General features: G+C 50.7%; 17 protein-coding genes. 3 read left to right on the top strand and 14 right to left on the bottom strand.

Annotated features, from left to right (window positions below):
• Positions 1-67 precede the first annotated feature (67 nt).
• From C5O23_RS11460 to porQ, 12 genes are all read right to left on the bottom strand, one after another.
• Positions 68-871 (bottom strand): hypothetical protein, encoded by an 804-nt coding sequence (locus C5O23_RS11460; protein ID WP_107033074.1) that lies wholly within the window; start codon positions 869-871, stop codon positions 68-70.
• Positions 872-898: 27 nt separating this feature from the next.
• A complete protein-coding gene (locus C5O23_RS11455) occupies positions 899-1360 on the bottom strand; it encodes a DUF4124 domain-containing protein (protein WP_107033073.1) in 462 nt (153 codons plus the stop codon).
• Positions 1361-1605: 245 nt separating this feature from the next.
• The gene (locus C5O23_RS14335) at positions 1606-1767 is read right to left on the bottom strand and encodes a hypothetical protein (RefSeq protein WP_160632081.1); all 162 of its coding nucleotides are present in this window, start codon (positions 1765-1767) and stop codon (positions 1606-1608) included.
• 115 nt (positions 1768-1882) lie between these two features.
• Positions 1883-2683, bottom strand: coding sequence for a nitrilase-related carbon-nitrogen hydrolase (locus C5O23_RS11450; RefSeq protein ID WP_107033072.1), 801 nt, complete (start codon positions 2681-2683; stop codon positions 1883-1885).
• A 33-nt stretch (positions 2684-2716) separates the two neighbouring features.
• Positions 2717-3253 carry a 1-acyl-sn-glycerol-3-phosphate acyltransferase gene (locus C5O23_RS11445; RefSeq protein ID WP_107033071.1) on the bottom strand — a complete coding sequence of 179 codons (537 nt, stop codon included), beginning with the start codon at positions 3251-3253 and terminating at the stop codon, positions 2717-2719.
• 31 nt (positions 3254-3284) lie between these two features.
• Entirely contained in the window at positions 3285-3650 is a 366-nt protein-coding gene (locus C5O23_RS11440) for a hypothetical protein (RefSeq protein ID WP_133166558.1), read from the bottom strand.
• 97 nt (positions 3651-3747) lie between these two features.
• Positions 3748-5064 carry a threonine synthase gene (thrC, locus tag C5O23_RS11435; protein ID WP_107033069.1) on the bottom strand — a complete coding sequence of 439 codons (1317 nt, stop codon included), beginning with the start codon at positions 5062-5064 and terminating at the stop codon, positions 3748-3750.
• 236 nt (positions 5065-5300) lie between these two features.
• Positions 5301-5627, bottom strand: coding sequence for a hypothetical protein (locus tag C5O23_RS11430; RefSeq protein ID WP_133166557.1), 327 nt, complete (start codon positions 5625-5627; stop codon positions 5301-5303).
• 20 nt (positions 5628-5647) lie between these two features.
• Entirely contained in the window at positions 5648-6148 is a 501-nt protein-coding gene (locus C5O23_RS11425; RefSeq protein ID WP_107033067.1) for a 3'-5' exonuclease, read from the bottom strand.
• Positions 6141-7013: a 4-hydroxy-3-methylbut-2-enyl diphosphate reductase gene (locus tag C5O23_RS11420; RefSeq protein WP_107033066.1), complete on the bottom strand. Its 873-nt coding sequence runs from the start codon at positions 7011-7013 to the stop codon at positions 6141-6143. Before C5O23_RS11420 ends, C5O23_RS11425 begins: the two co-directional genes overlap by 8 nt.
• 49 nt (positions 7014-7062) lie before the next feature.
• A complete protein-coding gene (cmk, locus tag C5O23_RS11415; RefSeq protein WP_107033065.1) occupies positions 7063-7758 on the bottom strand; it encodes a (d)CMP kinase in 696 nt (231 codons plus the stop codon).
• Complete coding sequence (gene porQ / locus C5O23_RS11410) at positions 7748-8803, bottom strand: type IX secretion system protein PorQ (protein ID WP_133166556.1); 1056 nt, start codon at positions 8801-8803, stop codon at positions 7748-7750. The genes cmk and porQ overlap by 11 nt, the downstream gene beginning before the upstream one ends.
• Before the next feature lie 156 nt (positions 8804-8959).
• On the opposite strand from porQ, the gene C5O23_RS11405 reads away from it, so the two are divergent.
• Positions 8960-9409: an energy transducer TonB gene (locus C5O23_RS11405; protein ID WP_107033064.1), complete on the top strand. Its 450-nt coding sequence runs from the start codon at positions 8960-8962 to the stop codon at positions 9407-9409.
• Here C5O23_RS11405 and C5O23_RS11400 read toward each other — a convergent pair.
• Entirely contained in the window at positions 9390-10319 is a 930-nt protein-coding gene (locus C5O23_RS11400; protein WP_107033063.1) for a DMT family transporter, read from the bottom strand. The two genes, C5O23_RS11405 and C5O23_RS11400, sit on opposite strands and share 20 nt — an antisense overlap.
• Positions 10320-10455: 136 nt before the next feature.
• Between C5O23_RS11400 and C5O23_RS11395 the strand changes: the two genes are divergently transcribed.
• Positions 10456-11238 (top strand): polyphenol oxidase family protein, encoded by a 783-nt coding sequence (locus C5O23_RS11395; RefSeq protein WP_107033062.1) that lies wholly within the window; start codon positions 10456-10458, stop codon positions 11236-11238.
• 431 nt (positions 11239-11669) lie between these two features.
• Positions 11670-13058, top strand: coding sequence for a chromosomal replication initiator protein DnaA (gene dnaA / locus C5O23_RS11390; RefSeq protein WP_107033061.1), 1389 nt, complete (start codon positions 11670-11672; stop codon positions 13056-13058).
• A gap of 14 nt (positions 13059-13072) precedes the next feature.
• Here the strand turns inward: dnaA and C5O23_RS11385 are convergent, their stop codons facing one another.
• Positions 13073-13525, bottom strand: coding sequence for a type I restriction enzyme HsdR N-terminal domain-containing protein (locus tag C5O23_RS11385; RefSeq protein ID WP_369699873.1), 453 nt, complete (start codon positions 13523-13525; stop codon positions 13073-13075).
• Positions 13526-13671: the final 146 nt, after the last annotated feature.

The following is a 13671-nucleotide window of genomic DNA, read 5'->3' as shown; positions in this document are numbered from 1 at the left end:
CTGAAACAGCAACTGAGGTAAAATAAAATTGACCCCCGCCGCCAGGACTTTTAAGGGGTCAATCTTATTATGCCCGTGGGGTCAAATCCCGCGTGCCCGAAGGGGTCAAACTCTCGCGCCTTTTCCAGTTGGTCTGAAACTGGATGCCGAGTGACAGGGTGAGGTCGTTGGCCCAGGATTTGGATTTGAATTTCTCGGTTGAATCCTGATTGCCCCCGGAGGTGCTGACGGTCAGGCTTGCCGATTCAAGCGGATGGTGATAGCAGATGTCAAAGATCACGCTGCATACTCTTGATGTGCGGAAGCCCACTCCGAATCCGCCTTCGATGAAGTAGGGGGCTATTTCCCGTCTGACGGTAGTCTTTATGCCATTCCACTCTTTTGACTGCTTGTTGGTTTTGACCGCTTGGCATCCGGCTCCGATGCGTGGCATGAACTGCCATCGGCCTACCTGGGAGAGGTGTGATGCGCCGATTGAGAATGAAGGATGTATTGTGCTGATTCCTGGCATGATCAGTTTGACGAGAAGGTCTGCGTATTTATCGGAAAGCGGGTCGGAGTGAATGCTGTAGAATGTGTAGCCAAGGTCGGCATAGACATTCCAGTTGCGGTGAAATCCGAAGTTGAATCGGAAGTTTATCTGAGTGGCGGCATCGGGGCGGCATCCGAACACTTCACTGTTATGACGACCGCCGGTGTTGAAATTAGCCCCTGCTGACAAGGTAAGCATGAATGGTTTTTCAAGCATTCTAAAGCGGTCCTTACGAGCGGTGCTGTCTGCCGTTACCGCAACTTCTCCGATGCTGGCTGCCTGAACTGTCACCATGCCGAGGCATAGCGAGAGAAGGATTGTGGAAAGATATTTTTTCATGTGTGGTCCTGTGTATCTGCTAAATGTCTATCGCATAGTTGCTTGTAGTACTATTCGTCTCTGAGGGATTGTCGGGTTTAAGACGGGGTCCATGACAGCGGCTTTCACGCGCAGCTCATTGGCTGTCAGTTTTTCTATCAGCCAGAACAGGTCTCCGTGTGTGGCACTGTAGAGATAGATAACTGCGAAATTTTCGGTAGTGAAAGTCCAGTCGTAATACTGAGTTTCATTATAGGTCGTATTTCCGTTCTTGTCTGTCCATTTGTAAGTGACAGAGGCTTTGCCTTTTTTGTCAAAACTCCATGACTGGCGGCACACGATCGGATTTTCCGGATCGTGGGAATCAGTTGATTGCTCAGTCCATCTGGTGGCTGTCAGCAAATCGAGGCGCTTTCTCTGATCATCATTGTAATAGCCCGACCGCTCGCAAGACAAGCAGATCAATAGGCCAAGTATAAGCGGGAGTAAGTGTGACTTGCCGGTTTTCATGTTGCTATTTTGATGCAGAATTCGTATGTTAAGTGGTAAACTGTGCAAATATACGCAAAACCGATGATAAAAAGTGTGACTGAAATCACATTTGCTGATTTTTACGCGTGATTTATCTTCCATTCAATAAAATAAGAGCCGTCTTAAGAACGCAAATGCGGCTCGATTAAGCGGAATAAAAAAATGTCAGCCTTACGCTTGGGTGAGGCTGACATCTGATTCTTTTGGTTTGTGGTTTAGAGCTTTCAGCTATGCGACGGAGTGGGTACAGAAGTGGGAATTGACCAGTCGGCAATGAAGTCGAGAGTCTGACGGGGAGTGATTGTCTTGATGGTCTGAACAATTGTCCCTACGATGTTGCCGAAGAATTCCTCATGTACGGTTGAAAATTTGTCTTTAGGTTCCATTGTGTTTGGTCATTACGTTAGATACAAAATAGTATTCAATGGTAATAACACTCCAATGGGTGGTAGGGTTTATGGGAATTGCGTTAATAGAAGTTAAAAACGGCGAGATCTCTTCCTATCGCGAAGGCTTTGGATCAATGGTGAATCTGTCAGCCGCTTTGTAGAACGGAAAGCGCTCTCGGCTTTCTTTCAGATGGTCTTTGTCAAGCAGTGCATAGATGTGGCCGTTGCGGCGGGTTTCGCGGATCTCTTCCCCAAGGCAGTCGAAAACGGAGGTCATTCCTGCCGGATAGTCTCCGAATTTGTCGGAGCCGGTGCGGTTAGCGCCTACGGTGTAGATCTGATTTTCCACCGCTCGGGCTGCAAGAAGCAGTTTGTAAGGCTTGACTCTTGCCACAGGCCAGTTTGACGGCACCAGCAGAAGGTCATAGAGGTCATCAGGGTTGTTGCGTGTCCACACCGGGAAGCGCAGATCGAAGCAGACTATCATGCGGATGTTCCAGCTACGGAAGCGTATGGCCTGCGGTTCGCCTTCTGCGGCGGTATAGACAGTGTGTTCGTTAGAGAGAGGGAAGAGGTGGCGCTTGTCAATGAATGTGATGTCGCCTATCGGTTCGACAAAAAAGGCGCGGTTGAAATAATTGCCTTGTCCGTCAGTGGCCAGGAAACTCCCGGCTATGGCAAATCCGAAATACTGAGCCCAGCGTTTTAGGGCTTCAACCGTGCGTCCGTCATTCGGCTCGGCGGTGGCGGCCACGGCCTTTGCGTCGGGGACAAAAGCGGTGGTAAACAATTCCGGCAGGACTACTATGTCGGTGTCAGGTTCTACCTGATTGAGCTGATGGGCTGTCGAAATGAGATTGTTTTCGACATCGGCATAGGCGATGTCAAGCGGTATGACGCAGATTTTAAGCATTATTTCGGTGGCTTTCGGTGGCAGATCTGAGGCTTAGACGGTAAAATTATCCCGGTTTATTCCGGTAAATGGCCTGTAATAGGCTTTTACGGCTTCCATGTCGGCTTCAGTATCGCCGGTCGGGAAGAACGTTTTTTGCAGATGTATGGTCTTGGTGGCTGCGTCAATGGCGCCGAGCACTATCGGAATTTTGGCCCCGTAGGCAATGTGGAGAAAACCGGTGTGCCATTGCGAGACTTTGGCTCTGGTCCCTTCAGGGGTTATGGCTATTGACATCCGCTCTGTTTCCGAGAATTTTTTGATCAGTGTGTCTGTGAGTGACGAGCCTTTGCCTCTTTTGACCGGGATTCCGCCAAATGCTTTGAAGATGAGGTTCATCGGGAAGAAAAACCACTCCTGTTTGATCAGGAATCCGGCCTGCCGGCCGAGCGACCAGTAGGCCAGTTTTCCGAGAATAAAATCCCAGTTGGAAGTGTGGGGCGCAACGCAGATTATACATTTTGGATAATCCGGAACGCTGCACACCACCTTCCAGCCGAATAGTCGTAGGATTGTGCCGCTTAATGACATGGCTTTTCTTCTACGTGTTTATTTATCTTTGTTATGCTTTGAGAGCTGCTTTGTTGGCGTCTTTCTGAGCCTGCGGAAGAGCTTCGTTCATTTTCTTGACGATAGCCTCCACATGAGCGTTGAATTCGCCTTTGAGCTTCCGGTAGGCGGCTTTGAAGTAGGCTGAGCGGGCTTTGTTGTATTCAGCTGCGCTTGCAAAGGCTTTGGGCGACTGGGGGAAATCGAAGTTCACACGGCTGAGTGCGTTGTACTGTAGCTCTGCGAGTTCATAGATGATTTCATTGAGCTTTTCGGGATCAATGCCCGGAACGGTGATTTTGGCTATCACGCATTCGCCGGCGAGCGCGCCGCATATCATTCGGATTTCTTTCTTTAAAATACGTTTGTTAGATGCCATAAGTGATGGTGTTTTGGGGATGATTTATTTTCGTCCGGCATCCATGATTGAGTGGATGCCGGATGCAGTTATGCAAATTTAACAAAAAAGAATTGATTTAGGTTGATGTTATCAGGATTTTTTTGAGTGCCTGCAATGCGGGGGTGATTTTAGGCACGTCATGGCGGACTGATATGCAGCCTGTCGAGTCTTGCTGCGGATTCTTGATTTCGGTCCCAGTTATACGTCCTACGATATCGGCGAATTTTGCCGGATGGGCAGTGGCGAGAAAGATTCCGTTTTCGCCGTCTTTAAGGTCTTCGGCGAGTGCCCGGTAGGCTGTGGCGGCATGAGGATCAGCTATATATCCGTGTGATCGGTAAAGATCCGCGATCGAATCGGCTATTTCGTCATCACTGTAGGAGTAGGCCTTCATGTCGGAGCTGATCGGCGCAGGTGCCGCGTTATACATGTCGGTAATGCGCGAGAGATTCGAAGGGTTACCGACATCCATCGCACAGGCTATGCTGTGGTGCGGACGGGCGGGAGTGAAATGACCTGTGCGGACAAAGCGTGTGAAGGAGTCATTGCTGTTGTTAGCCACCACAAAGCGTTTCACCGGAAGTCCCATCTTTCTGGCCAGAAGACCGGCGGTAAGGTTCCCGAGATTGCCGCAAGGCACTGAAAATACCACTCCATCGCTGTCGATCCGGTCTGGCTGCCCGCTGAGGAGCTGACTGTAGGCATAGAAATAGTAGAACATCTGAGGCAGCAGACGGCAGATGTTTATTGAGTTGGCCGAGGTGATGTTCAGTTTACGTCGCAGATCCTGATCCACGAAGGCTTCCTTGACAAGCCGCTGGCAGTCATCGAAGGTGCCGAGCACCTCGATCGGAATTACATTGTCACCAAGCGATGTGAACTGATGGCGCTGTTTGGCTGATAGCCCTCTCTCCGGGTAGAGAACGAACACTCTGACACCGGGCACTCTGTGGAAACCGCTTGCCACAGCTCCGCCTGAATCGCCCGATGTGGCCACCAGTACATTCACCGGTTTGTCGAGATTGCGGGAGTAATGGCTGATTATGCGGGCGAGAAAACGTGAGCCGATGTCTTTGAACGCAAGGGTGGGGCCATGAAAAAGTTCGAGCACGCTGATATCTGATGATATTTTGCGCAGAGGAATGTCAAAAGTAAAAGTGTTGTAGACAATATCCTTTAGCTCGGCTGCGTCAATGTCATCGCCAAGCATTGTGGAGGCCACCACGTAGGCTATGTCGCGGATTGACATTTCCGCGATATTGTTGAAGAATGCGCGTGGGATGAGCGGGATGCGCTCAGGCATATAAAGGCCGCCGTCAGCCGGCAGGCCTGTCATCACAGCTTCTTCGAGCGAAGCCTGGCTGCTTTGTCGGTTTGTGCTGTAAAATTGCATGATGATTATAACAGAATGTGATTCTTGATAAGCAAAGATAACTAACTCGGAGCGCCGATGCAAGTGCGATGATTTAAAAATGGTGAAAATGGCCAATTTTGATGTCTGTGTAGATCGGACGGAGCATCTGCGGGAATAACTGTTTGCTTCAGGATTTGTTCAAAGTTAGAGGGTGTTTCATAATAATTTATCTAAAAGATACACCACTCAGATTTTAACTATTGTTATTACCCCCCTTAAAATAGTATTCTCGCCAGAGAGTCGTTGTTGGTGCGGATATAGTCGGTGAATCCGCGTTCATAGTCTGCGGCGGCCTGAGTGCCGAGTTTCGATCGGATATTGCTGATGCGGGCGCGAATGTCGAGCAGCCCGTCCTGCAGGGCATCTTCATTATTCGCATATTGCAGCAGGCGTTCGGCATGTTCTTCTCCGAGGTGGTAGGCTTTCTTGTCTTTGACCTTGCTTGAGACGGTCTCGGTGTGGCTGCCGCTGTTTTCAGAAAAGCTGCATGAGAGGCATATCTCACCGGTAAGACAGGCGATGGCGAGAGGCAGGAATTTCAAGATTGTATGATGAAAGAATTTCATAGAAGTGTCATTGCTATTTTTGCACACCCTTCGGCATCGGCGAGTGCATCGTGATGGTTGTAGAAGGGTATGCCGAGAAATTCACAGACAAATGGCAGTGAATATGATGTCAGCATCTGGCGTGGAATCTGTTTACGGGCGGCGGTCAGGGTGCAGTAGAATGGGTAATCTGGATAGTCCATGCCGTAGACGCGGTGGGCGGCACGGATACATTTCTCGTCAAATGCCTTGTTGTGGGCCACAAGCGGGAGATCTCCGATAAACCGGTGGATATCTCGCCACACCTCTGAAAACACTCTTGCGTTTTCAGTGTCCTCGCGTCCGATGCCGTGGATGTTCTGTGTGAAATGACGGAAGTAGTATTCCGGTTCCGGCTTGACGAGCTCGTAGAACCGGTCGGTGATTACTCCGCCGATGACTTTTATAGCGCCGATAGCGCAGATTGATGACGGCTCGTTGTTGGCTGTCTCTACGTCAATGGCTATGAAGTTATCCATTTGACGCTACTTTATCGCGCACTTTCTCCATCAGCCAGCGCGGAGTTGAGGTTGCTCCGCAGATGCCTACGGTGCCTGCGCCTTCTATCCATTCCGGACGGAAGTCAGACGGGTTTGAAACCAGATAAGAACGCTTGTTGACATCGCGGCATTCATGATAGAGCACTTTGCCGTTGCTGCTTTTGGCTCCGGCCACGAAGAGAATCACGTCATGGGCGCGGGCAAACTCCCGCAGGTGTTCCACCCGGTTTGCCACCTGGCGGCAGATGGTGTCGAAATATTCGAAACGTACTCCGGGGCTAATCCGGCGGTTGATTTCGCCGACCATCTCTGCCAGGCCCTGAAGCGACATTGTAGTCTGTGAGTAGAGGGCAATGTCGCGGTTGAAATCAATGCGGTCGAGCTGAGCTATGTCTTCCACTACGATGGCTTCGCCGTTGGTCTGCCCGACAAGCCCGTTGACTTCTGCATGGCCGGCCTTGCCGTAGATCACAATCTGTGGTCGGGGAGTGGTGCTGTCAAAAGTCTGCTTTATCCGTTTCTGCAACTGGAGCACCACCGGGCAGGTGGCATCAATTATCTCGATCCCTTTCTCGCGGGCTATGGCATAGGTTGACGGCGGCTCGCCGTGGGCGCGCAAGAGGACTCTGGCTCCCGGCAGACGGTCGAGATCGGCATGGGTTATTGTGGCAAGCCCTTTCTGTCCGAGTCTTTCTACCTCATCGCTGTTATGAACAATGTCGCCGAGGCAATACAATGGTTCCGGTGAGCGGTCAAGCTCTTCCTCGGCTTTCCGTATAGCTGTCACCACACCATGACAGAATCCTGAACGGGCATCAATTTCTATTACAGGTGAATTTTTCATCTGGCAAAATCCGCTTGTTATATATAATAAATATATGTGGCGGGACGGCTCACAGTCCTACCGTTTTCCGCCTGAACAGATCGAGAAGCCATCGGTCCTGCTCTTCGAGAGTCATTTCGGAATTGTCGAGTCTGACAGCGTCATCGGCGCAACGCAGCGGGCTTTCATCTCTTGTTTCGTCGATGTGGTCACGGCTGACCACATTGGCCAGGACTTCTTCATAAGTGATTGACTGGCCTTTTTCGGTCAGTTCCTTGAAGCGCCGTTCGGCGCGTTTTTCGGCTGACGCATCGCAGAAGATCTTCAGCTCGGCCTGCGGGAAAACCATAGTGCCGATGTCGCGGCCGTCCATCACTATGCCCTTGCTTTCGCCCATATCGCGCTGCATTTTGACCAGTGCGCGGCGCACTTCGGCTATCGTGGCTATCGGTGAGACGTGGGCTGAGACTTCGAGGGTGCGGATCTCGTCTTCCACATCTTTGCCGTTGAGTTGAGTCCGCTGTCCGTCGGGGGTGACTTTGAAGTCGATTTTTATCTCCGGGAGGGCGCTGACAAGGGCTGCTTTGTCAATCGAGCCGTCAGCGGCGATGAAACCGTGCTGCATGGCATAGAGAGTCACTGCGCGATACATTGCGCCTGAATCTATGTAGCGGTAGCCGATGGCTTTTGCCAGACGGCGGGCCATTGTGCTTTTGCCTGACGATGAGTAACCGTCGATGGCTATGATGAGATTGTCAGAATTCATATAGTTTGGTTGATAGGTTCAGCATTATGGTTGTGGCGCCGGTGTGGGGCTGTGACAGAGCCACGCCTACACCGAAGTTTCTGACATTGAGCCCGGCGCAGACTGAAAATCCCGAAAGGAAACTGCGTTTGTAGGTGGCCATGTCAGTGCGGGTTTTGTAGTTGTAGCCGAGTCCGATGTGGAATTTCTCACTCGGCACGAAGTCGGCGGCAAATATCAGATGGCGAAAGAGATTCGAACTGAAGCTGTCTTTGACAGTCGGCTCGGAGCTGTCTGTTCCGTCGCCGTTGTCATAGAAGGGGAGATGCCATTTGGTGAGATTCCATGCGGTGACTGACCATGTGATGGGTATTGAGCCGAATGATTTGGAAACACCGATGCGCAGATCGACCGGCAGGCGGTCATAAGAGTCCTGAAACCGCTTGACCTGACCGCCGAGATTTGCGATGACGGCTGAGAATGACAGGTTGCTCTCCGGATTGTAGTAGTTGACACCGAGGTCAGTGGCTACGGCCATTGCCGAGTAGGCATCGTAGCTCGAATAGATAAACTTGAGGTTTATGCCCCCGCGCCAGCGGTCTGTGATGTCATGGGCATACATGGCGTTGAACACCATGTCTTTGGGCGAGAAGTCGCCGGTGAGTATTCCGTTGACATCTGCACCGCGTATGGTGCCGTAGCCGAAATACTGTATTCCTGCGGCCCACGCTCCGTGTTCTCCGGCGCTGTGGCCGAACTTTACGCCCGCAAAATTGCTGTCGCCAACATAGCGCATGTAATTCACGCCAAGCTGCATGTCGATCTCAGGTCCCAGCAGACCGGGATTCTGATCAATGCTGTTGATGTCATCTTCGATTGCCGTGATGTTTATTCCGCCAAGGCCATAGGCCAGGGTTGACGATGGAATTTCCAGGAAACGGTAGGCTGGCGAACTGTCCTGGGCCTTCATCCCGCCGGCTGCTGTGACGGCGAGGAGCAATGAGAGCAGAAGGCCTAAGCCTCGGGCATGGGTGTGGAGCGTATGTTTGAATCGGGGTAATGTCATGACGTGGAATCTTCAAATAAATAACGCGCATGTGCCTGTATTATTATATGCCGCCGGAAATGTCAACAAAACAAAAACAATTGTAATCAATCTCAAAATACTTGCATCAAGACGCTCTGAATTATAATTTTGTATTGTCACATTAGCTGATTTTATATGCCTAAAACTCTACTCCGCTCAATTCTCCTTCTTCCTCTTATGGCTGGAGCCGCTGTCTTTTCAGCGGCACAGCAGCCCAGGCATATTGCCAATGTCTCTTCACGTGCCGGCTCGGCTCCGGTCTGTGTGGATGTCTACGAATATGATTGCGTAGATATTCAGCCGCAGTTTCCCGGAGGCGATGGCGCGATGATGCGCTTCATCAACAACGAACGCCGCTACCCATCGCGAGCCTATCACGAAGGCATAGAGGGGCGGGTGCTGTGTGGTTTTGTTGTGAACGAAGACGGTTCACTGTCACATATATCTGTGATCAGAAGTGTCGAGAAGTCGCTTGACCGTGAAGCTGTGCGCATTATCTCCAACATGCCGAAGTGGGACGCCGGCGTGCTTTCAGATACTTTTGTCCCGGTCTATTATATTCTTCCTATTCCTTTCCGCCTTTGATCTTATGGGCATCATGAGCAGCCGCGCGGCTGATGGTGACGAGATAGACTCCAGAGAATATAAGCGCCACGGCCACTATTTTCACCGGTGTGAAGCGGTCGAGTCCGAGGCACACGCCGATAACCGATGCCACAATTGGCTGGACATAGTTGTACATTCCGACAAGAGTAGGGCGCAGATTCTTCTGTCCGATCATAGTGCATATATAGGCTATGAAGGTGGCGAATATGACCACATAGCCTATTCCGGCAAGTTCGATAGCCGAGACATCACCCCAGAAAGTGCCAATCCATTCTCTGACCGACACGGGAGTGACGGCTATCGCAGCGAATGTAAACATCCATTTCATCAGCGTGAACACCGAGTATTTCTTTATGAAATTTCTGTAGAAGGTGAGATACAGCGCATAGCTTAGCTGTGCGGTCAGCACGAGCAGGTCGCCGAGCACCGGATTGTCTCCTTTCATGCCGGAACCGGCGCTTCCGAGCACCAGCATCAGCGCGCCTGTGCCTCCGAGGGCTATGCCGCCTGCCTTTTTCCAGGTGATAGGCTCCTTCAGAATGACGGCGGCAAGAAGCATTACCCAGATTGGCATTGTCGTTGTAATGATTGACGCTTCGCCAGGGGACGTGAAGCCCACGCCGAATACGTAGCATCCTTGATTGAAGACAATGCCGAGAAGGCCGGCGCCTGCGAGTCTCAGCAGGTCACGCGAGGACACATGCTCGCGGGGTGTGAACAGTGATGCGATCCAGAAGAGTATGGCCGCGCCGAAGATTCTGAAATTGGTGAGCAGCAGCGGGCTGACTATGCCCGCTGCCATAACGAGCTTTGCCACGGGTGCCATGATCCCCCACATGGTGTTTGCTCCTAACATTGCCAGATGACCTTTGAGTCTGAATTCCCTCATCGTCGAGTGAGATTGAATGATATTTTTTCTTAATTTTGTGACTTCTTTCCTGCGCGGGAAAAAATCGCGCAAAATTATTCAAAAACATTTAACCGTACAAATGTACAAGCTCTAAAAAAATCGGTCCCGTCGTCTTATGGCTTCATCTACCTTACATCCGTCTTGGCTCACCGGCCTGGCATCCTCTTCGGGATATCAGGTCATGTTCACTTCGAGAGGCGGAGATGGAAATCAAAAGCCTCCTTACGCAGATTTCAATATCTGTCATTATACCGGTGATGATCCCGCTCATGTGGCTGCTTCTCGGCAGATGCTTATCAGTGAACTTGGTCTGGATGCCGGTTCATTGATCGTGCCTCGCCAGACCCACTCCGCCAATGTGCGGGTAATAGACTCTCTCCCGGTAGATCCGGCTGCGATTGAAGGTGTCGACGCCCTTGTCACAAGGTTGCCGGAGGTGGCTGTCGGAGTCTCTACGGCCGATTGTGTGCCTGTGGTGATCGTGGATGAACGGAACGGAGTTGCAGGCGTGGCCCATGCCGGCTGGAGGGGCGCGCTCGGAGGTGTTGTCCATAATACGATCGACGCAATGCTTGAGCTTGGGGCCGATGTCTCGCGCATGGATGTCTTTTTCGGCCCGTCTATTTGCTGCGACTGTTTTGAGGTAGGGGAGGAGGTGGCTGCTCGTTTCCCTGAGGAGTATGTGGTGTGCAGAGCGGAGTGGCCACGCCCTCATATCGATCTTCCGGCCTATGTGACCGGCCGTTTGCTGTCAGCCGGTATTCCGGCGGAACGGATAAGAAATTTCTCGCCTGATCTGTGCACCCGATGTCATTCCGGCCGTTATTTTTCGGCTCGTATTGCAGGAGTGGAGTCGGGGCGTAATTTCACCTTTGTGATGTTGAAACGGAAGATCTGAACAAGATGTGTTTATTTAGAATGATTATAAATAGAGCTTGCGCCGGAAGAAATTGGCCCGCATTTTCATAATGCCGAATTTCAGCGAGTTCGCAATCTGTAGAGCTTGGTGTAAAGAGTTTCGATGAAGGAGCGTTTGCAGACGTAATATATTGAGAAATAGGAGTATACGTAGGTGTGGCGGATGCAGGGCTAAAGCAAGTGTTAAATGCGGTGTAAGTCTTTGTGACTCAGTATTGTATAAATTATTTGAAACTTCCAAATAAAAAGCGGTTTGATTTTGAAGAAAAAAAGTAAGAAATTTGCATTCACAAGTTGACAATTATTCAACGGCGCATAATCAATCAGCCTAAGTTTCCAATCAACCGACACAGACACATTTCTCCTGCCACTCAAGTTTGATTGACATGCGCTATTCACTTTAACTGAGCAATGCAAGAAGAATACTCAAAAAAATGGGACAAATGTCTTGAGATTATTCGTGACATTATTCCGGCAGAACAATTCAAATCCTGGTTCAGCCCGCTGACATTTCTGCGGGTTGAAAATGATGTTTTGACCATTTACTGTCCTACCGAGTTCTTCGCCGAGCAGCTTGAAGAGCGTTATATCAACGTTCTTGGCAAAACCCTCAAACGAGTTTTCGGACCGTCGATCCGTCTGATCTACGAATATCCTATTGTGGCAGATGATCCGAGCAGCAAAATCTCAGTCGGAAGCGCACACCCCAGCCAGGCTGTCAAGCCTATGCCCGGAGCCACCTCGAATCCGTTCAAGGAACAGATCGTAGAGGATATCGACTCGCAGCTCAACCCTGACTATACGTTTGAAAACTATTGCATCAGCGACAGTAATAAAGTGGCTCGTTCTATCGGTGAGGCTATTGCAAACGATCCGAAGCTCCAGACATTCAACCCGCTCTTTGTGTTCGGTCCCTGCGGAGTAGGAAAAACCCACCTGATCCAGGCCATCGGCATCCGCATCAAGGAACGCAATCCCCGCGCGCGCGTACTTTATATTACTGCACGTCTGTTCGAAAGCCAGTACACTGCCGCAGTGCAGCGCAGCAAAGTCAATGAATTCATCAACTTCTATCAGAGTATCGACACCCTGATCATTGATGATATCCAGGACTTCATCGGCAAAGACAAAACTCAGAAAACATTCTACCACATATTCAATCACCTCAAGCAGAACCACCGCCAGCTGATCATGTCGAGCGACTGCTGTCCGTCGCAGATGGAAGGTATGCAGGACCGTCTGCTTTCGCGATTCAAGTCGGGTATGACCGCACAGCTTGAGAAGCCTGACCTTGATCTCCGCCGCGACGTACTGACGCAGAAATCACTCCGCGATGGACTCTCGCTCCCAAGAGAGGTGATGGATTTCATCGCATCTAATGTCACTGAGAGCATCCGTGAGCTTGAAGGTGTGGTTGTTTCGCTTCTGGCCCATGCCACCTTCCTTGACAAGGATATCTCGGTCGAACTTGCGCGCCGTGTGCTCTCCAACTCTGTGAAACTCAACAAGCGCACCGTCAACTTCGAGACCATCGCCCGTCAGGTCAGCGCGTTCTACAACATTGAGACAGATCAGATCTTCACTAAATCGCGTAAAAGAGAAGTCTCGGATGCCCGCCAGATGGTGATGTATCTTGCAAAGAAACACACCAAAATGCCCCTCAAGGCCATCGGTACACGTCTGGGCCGCACACACGCCACCGTGCTGTATGCCTGCCGCCTGATCGACGAACGTATGCCGCTTGAGAAGAAACTTCAGGACGATATAGCGAAAATAGAAAGCGAACTCCTGTCGGTGTGAAGTTGTGACAGACCTCACACCAGCGCCTCGTAAGCCGGAATCTCTTTAAGAAACCTGTATCTGCCGCTCTCCTCGTCAAGCATACAGCAATAATGGTGCAGCCCGTTTGAAACGGTCAGATACTTCACACGGAGCACAATATTGTAGCGGGCTATCTGCTCGAAAACTTTTTGTGTGATGGCCACGTGAGGCGCCTTATATTCCACTATCATTATCGGTTTGGCCGCATGACTGTAGACCACTGTGTCGCAGCGCTTGCTCGTGCCGTTGAGGTTGATGGCCGTCTCGTTGGCCATAAGGCCTGCGGGGTAGCCGAAATCCGAGATCAGCCACGATATGAAATTCTGACGCACCCATTCTTCAGGTGTCAGAACCAGCCACTTGCCACGCAGCGGATCAAAAATCTCATCTCCTTTTTCGCCGTGACGCAGTCTGAGCTGTGCGGGGGGCAGGTTGAGCGCCTGAATGGCAGAGGATGGTTTTGCTTGCTCTTTCATGATGTGGTGTCTGTGGCTGTTGGATTGCAAAATTAGTAAATAAAGCGCTCTGATCGTCTGTGCATGATGATTTTTCTTGGCTTTTTCGCACACATTGCGTAAATTTGTAATATTAA

The organism is Duncaniella muris, assembly GCF_003024805.1.
In the GTDB taxonomy this organism is placed as follows: domain Bacteria; phylum Bacteroidota; class Bacteroidia; order Bacteroidales; family Muribaculaceae; genus Duncaniella; species Duncaniella muris.
Note: the sequence above shows the minus strand (reverse complement) of the source record. Positions and strands in the feature narration are given on the sequence as shown.

Excerpts from the sequence above, each read along its gene's own strand:
- C5O23_RS11420 (WP_107033066.1), bottom strand. The coding sequence starts at position 7,013 with ATGAAAAATTCACCTGTAATAGAAATTGATGCCCGTTCAGGATTCTGT.
- C5O23_RS11460 (WP_107033074.1), bottom strand. The coding sequence starts at position 871 with ATGAAAAAATATCTTTCCACAATCCTTCTCTCGCTATGCCTCGGCATG.
- cmk (WP_107033065.1), bottom strand. The coding sequence starts at position 7,758 with ATGAATTCTGACAATCTCATCATAGCCATCGACGGTTACTCATCGTCA.
- C5O23_RS11405 (WP_107033064.1), top strand. The coding sequence starts at position 8,960 with ATGCCTAAAACTCTACTCCGCTCAATTCTCCTTCTTCCTCTTATGGCT.
- C5O23_RS11455 (WP_107033073.1), bottom strand. The coding sequence starts at position 1,360 with ATGAAAACCGGCAAGTCACACTTACTCCCGCTTATACTTGGCCTATTG.
- C5O23_RS11425 (WP_107033067.1), bottom strand. The coding sequence starts at position 6,148 with ATGGATAACTTCATAGCCATTGACGTAGAGACAGCCAACAACGAGCCG.
- C5O23_RS14335 (WP_160632081.1), bottom strand. The coding sequence starts at position 1,767 with ATGGAACCTAAAGACAAATTTTCAACCGTACATGAGGAATTCTTCGGC.
- dnaA (WP_107033061.1), top strand. The coding sequence starts at position 11,670 with ATGCAAGAAGAATACTCAAAAAAATGGGACAAATGTCTTGAGATTATT.
- C5O23_RS11445 (WP_107033071.1), bottom strand. The coding sequence starts at position 3,253 with ATGTCATTAAGCGGCACAATCCTACGACTATTCGGCTGGAAGGTGGTG.
- C5O23_RS11450 (WP_107033072.1), bottom strand. The coding sequence starts at position 2,683 with ATGCTTAAAATCTGCGTCATACCGCTTGACATCGCCTATGCCGATGTC.
- C5O23_RS11400 (WP_107033063.1), bottom strand. The coding sequence starts at position 10,319 with ATGAGGGAATTCAGACTCAAAGGTCATCTGGCAATGTTAGGAGCAAAC.
- thrC (WP_107033069.1), bottom strand. The coding sequence starts at position 5,064 with ATGCAATTTTACAGCACAAACCGACAAAGCAGCCAGGCTTCGCTCGAA.
- C5O23_RS11395 (WP_107033062.1), top strand. The coding sequence starts at position 10,456 with ATGGCTTCATCTACCTTACATCCGTCTTGGCTCACCGGCCTGGCATCC.
- porQ (WP_133166556.1), bottom strand. The coding sequence starts at position 8,803 with ATGACATTACCCCGATTCAAACATACGCTCCACACCCATGCCCGAGGC.
- C5O23_RS11440 (WP_133166558.1), bottom strand. The coding sequence starts at position 3,650 with ATGGCATCTAACAAACGTATTTTAAAGAAAGAAATCCGAATGATATGC.